Below are 4,512 nucleotides of genomic sequence, written 5' to 3'. Positions count from 1 at the left end.
GAACCAGTGGGCGATAGTGCGATTATCGAAACAGGTGCTTTTTCTCCAGATAATACTTCTGATAATGGTGGCGATGGTGGTTATAATCGCCCCCCTCTAGCTCAAACTTTTAGCGAAATTGAAACACGAGAGCTATTCACTGTAGCAGTCAATCACTTTAAATCTAAACGAGATCCAGATGAAGATGCAGAAGTAAGAGCGGGCGATCTAGACTCTGGTGATGGTGCTGCTGCCTGGAATCTGCGACGTACTGAAGCTGCTTCCGAGTTAGTAGAATGGTTAGAAAGTGACCCTACAGTGAGTGGAGACCCAGATTTTTTGATTACTGGCGACCTCAATTCTTATGCTGCTGAAGACCCAATTCAAGCAGTTATTGATGGGGGATATGATAATCTAGTCGATATTTATACAGGTAACGATCGCGCGTATTCTTTTACCTTTGATGGTTTTGCGGGATACCTCGATCATGCTTTAACTACCGAGAGTCTGACAAACCAGGTTACCACAGTAACAGAATGGCATATTAATACAGACGAATCACCACTTCTAGATTATAACTTTGAGTTTAAACCGGATTCTCAAGAAGATGCACTTTTCCAACCTGATGCCTTCCGCTCTTCCGACCACGATCCGATAATTATCGGTTTAAATTTGGGTTCGGAACTGACAACTGTAGATTTAACCAATGAAGATGATTTCTATGTAATGCCAACTGGTTTGCTAGAAAACCGTCCTGATGGGTTACGCGGTTTGAGTGGTGATGACCGAATTATTGGTTCTACAGATTCCGAGTTAATTCAAGGTAATGCAGATAATGATACCTTGCTCGGAGGGGGTGGAAATGATACTCTCATTGGTGGTATTGGTGTTGATCGCCTTTTTGGAAACAATGGTAATGATGTCTTAGAAGGCCGTCCTGGCAATGATTTTCTGTTCGGTGGAAATGGAAATGACATATTGGAGGGGGGTCAAGGTCGCGATCGCTTTAATGGTGGTGCTGGTAATGACACTTTCACTGGTGGTGCTGGTATTGACAGGTTTATTTATAATACTAACCGTGAGTTCAGTCAAGATGATATTGGTTCCGACAATATTACTGATTTTCAACAGGATCGAGATTTAATTTTATTGGATCGGACTACTTTTAATGAGATTACGAGTAACTCTGGGGAAGGTTTCTCAGTGTCCGATGAATTTGAGTCTGTCGAGACTAACGCAGAAGCAGCAACTTCCGAGGCAATAATTGTCTACAGTGAAGCTAGCGGTAATGTTTATTATAATCCTAATGGCAGCGCTGGTGGTTTTGATAATGGCGGTTTGTTTGTTACTGTTCAATCTCAAGATGCTCTGAGCGGAGATGATTTCGTGATTAGAGGATAGGTTGCGCTGTCGCTTAATTCCCAATCTACCCTGAAATATATCATCAGGACTTACGCAAAGCCACCTCTTGTAGGGGCGAATGTTGTAGGGGCGAATGGCATTCGCCCTCTACGAATGGCATTCGCCCTCTACAAATAGGGTTTTGCCTAATAATTTGCGTAAGTCCTGATCATGTCCGGATGAACAGGTATAAATAAATTAGGAAAAACTCAGGAGTTAGGAGATCCCCCCTAACCCCCCTTGAAAAGGGGGGAACTGGAAGTCCCCCTTCTTAAGGGGGATTTAGGGGGATCGATAATTGATGTATTTCACGCTTACTAAAAACTGCTATATAATACGAAATTCTTAATCCGTATATCCGTGCCATAATCTGTGTGAGCAATGAATTCACCCTTCTCCCTGACAAACAAAACCTGCCCAATAATAAGGATTATCAAACGGTTTTTCGCCCCCTATCGACTTTTTAGCTTCAACTACTAAATCATAAACTTTCTGACAGTTATCAGCTATTTTCTCCTGTTCCTCATATTCTTTGACTGGGGAGTCTTTGACAGGCGATCCTTTGACTAGCGAGCAAGATGTTTGCACTGGATTTTTGACTGGCGAGCAAGATGTTTGCACTGGATTTTTGACTGGCGAGCAAGATGTTTGCACTGGATTTTTGACTGGCGAGCAAGATGCTCGCACTGGATTTTTGACTGGCGAGCAAGATGCTCGTACTGGGTTTTTGACTGGCGAGCAAGATGCTCGTACTGGGTTTTTGACTGGCGAGCAAGATGCTCGCACTGGGTTTTTGACTGGCGAGCAAGATGTTTGCACTGGATTTTTGACTGGCGAGCAAGATGCTCGCACTGGGTTTTTGACTGGCGAGCAAGATGCTCGCACTGGGTTTTTGACTGGCGAGCAAGATGCTCGCACTGTATCTAATTTTTCCTCCGCATCCTCCAAACTCTCCTCCGCTTTTGCCAAGGTTAACTCTTTCAACTCCATCTGTGCTTGCCATAACGCATCTGCACTCGTAATACCTGCCGCGCGGTTGCGGTGGAAAAAATATGATAATATTGTCGTCGCTAGATCGTTCACTGCCCACAAACTACTGATAACATTCGACGCACCTGCTGATAAAAAGGCAGCGCTGAGGGTAAATATATCGTCCGTTAATTCTGAATTTCCTAACGCCGTTTCACAACAGGAGAGAAATAAATCTCCTAACTGGGGGAAACGAATGCTGGCATTCAGCAACTCCCCTAATGTTAAGTCCGTGTCTCCTAGCAATAACTTCGACTCCAATGGTTCCGTTAAATTAGACTTGGCGTGGTGACTGGAGAGTAAACCTAATACTTTCTCTCTCGTCAACAACTGTTTATACTTAGCTTTGGTTGCCTCTTTGCTGCCTTTGAGATGGTGTTCGGGGGCGACTCCATAAATTTGTGCGACTAATTGGCATTCTGTGGGGGTGTATGGTAAATCGTCTTTGGTATTTTCGACGATACCGTAACGTGGCAGGTTTGCCTCTGGGTTTTGCGCTTGTTGCCGACAAAATGTTAATACCTGGGTGCTGGGTGCTATTCTCACGCGGAATTTATCGCCTAAATATTCGCCGTTGTCTAGGGGTAATGCTGGTAAGGGAATTTGATGCAGATACATAAAGGGCACCAGAATAATTTCTTTGATGTCTGTGAGTTTGGCGATGAGTTGGTTGATTTGCAGTCTGTCTGCTATTTCTTTTAACATCTCTGGCATTTTGTCTTGCCATTGTTTGTATAATTGGTGTTTCTGTTGTTTGCGGGAGGCGTTAAAGTCGGAAACACTAATTTCTGTTGTGGTGCCGTCTGTGAGTTTAACAACGACATTGGATGGTTTGGGGTTAATAGACTCAATGGCATCAATATCGCAGTTGGCTAAATTTGCTGCTGCTTGAAATGCTGCTGAATCATCTATTTCGGAGTAAGGTGTTAACCAATTATCCCGTAACCACAGTTGGAAATTTTTGTAACCTTCCCCTTGACAACGATGCAATTTTACCCCTGCTTGAGTGAGGATAAAAATATAAGTGTCATCATCTGTAGTGTAGAAACTCAGCAAAGCAACATCGTCTCTCTCCATCTCCCCCCTTTGAAAGGGGGGCAGGGGGGGATTTTCCGAGGGCAAGGGGGGCAAGGGGGAATTTTCCGGGGGCAAGGGGGGATTCAACAACCCTTTCATCCCCTCCACACTAACACTCAGCGGTTTGCTTTCCTTTTCCTCATCTAATGCCGGGAATAACCGATGCAGCATCTTTTGCCTAATTTCCTCTTTTTCTCTCACCAACTTTTGAATTTCCTCGTTAAGATCGTCCCACTCATCGCGGGTGAGATGACGAGTTGCTCCAACTTTTTCCTGCTTATCCTCTGGTGTCTGTAACTGCCGACGTAAACGATCGACTTCCCATTGTTTAGCTTCCATTTCTGCTTCTAACTTGCGGATCTCTTCAGGCACTTCGCCATTTTTGTACAAATCTTTGGTGAGAATTAAATCCAGCAAGCGACGACAGCGGAATCTTTCTACAGTTTCTAAAGCTTTGTCATATTGTTCGGCATTAACTGAAGCTTGAATCATGTTTTCATAGACATATATATTTTGACGCAAGATTTCTTGACGAGCTATTTCGTCAGGTATCCAATCTCGACTTTGCTCGATAGCAGTAATGGCTATTTCATAGTTATCAATGGCGAGTTGGTAGTTTTGTTGTTTTGAAGCAAAGTCAGCTAAGTTACGGGAAATTGTTAAACAGAGTGTTGGTAAGGTATCTGGTTTGGCAACTCTCAAAGCATCTTGATAGCAGGCAATAGCATTTTCGAGATACTGTGCTTTATCTCCTCTGATTCTATAAAGGTAGGCATTGCCTAGATTGTTTTGAGTCATTGCCCAATCCATCGGGAAGTCTTCTTTGGTACGAACTAACAGAGCCAGATGAAGTGCAGCAATAGCATTTTCGAGATTCTGTGCTTTATCTCCTCTGATTCTATAAAGGTAGGCATTGCCTAGATTGTTTTGAGTAGTTGCCCAATCTGTCTCAGCATTGAAAAGTTGAGCTATGGAAGAAAAATGTTAAAACCTACGATCGCTGTAGTAGCTAGCCCACCAGGAGTC

General features: G+C 43.6%; 1 protein-coding gene and 1 pseudogene. One reads left to right on the top strand and one right to left on the bottom strand.

Annotation, left to right across the window (positions count from 1 at the left end):
* Window positions 1-1,380, top strand: a pseudogene (locus tag F6K40_RS39000) (hypothetical protein); the annotation flags it as partial.
* A 387-nt stretch (window positions 1,381-1,767) separates the two neighbouring features.
* Here the strand turns inward: F6K40_RS39000 and F6K40_RS38995 are convergent.
* Window positions 1,768-4,284, bottom strand: a complete 2,517-nt coding sequence (locus tag F6K40_RS38995) for a CHAT domain-containing protein (RefSeq protein WP_293145306.1) — start codon at window positions 4,282-4,284, stop codon at window positions 1,768-1,770.
* Between the last annotated feature and the right edge of the window lie 228 nt (window positions 4,285-4,512).

Origin of the sequence: Okeania sp. SIO3I5, from assembly GCF_010672085.1 — a bacterium.
GTDB lineage: Bacteria > Cyanobacteriota > Cyanobacteriia > Cyanobacteriales > Microcoleaceae > Trichodesmium.
The sequence above is the reverse complement of the archived record's forward strand: the minus strand, read 5'-3'. Positions and strand labels throughout refer to the sequence as shown.

Coding starts and splice junctions, on each gene's coding strand:
- F6K40_RS38995 (WP_293145306.1), bottom strand. CDS start 4,284: ATGACTCAAAACAATCTAGGCAATGCCTACCTTTATAGAATCAGAGGA.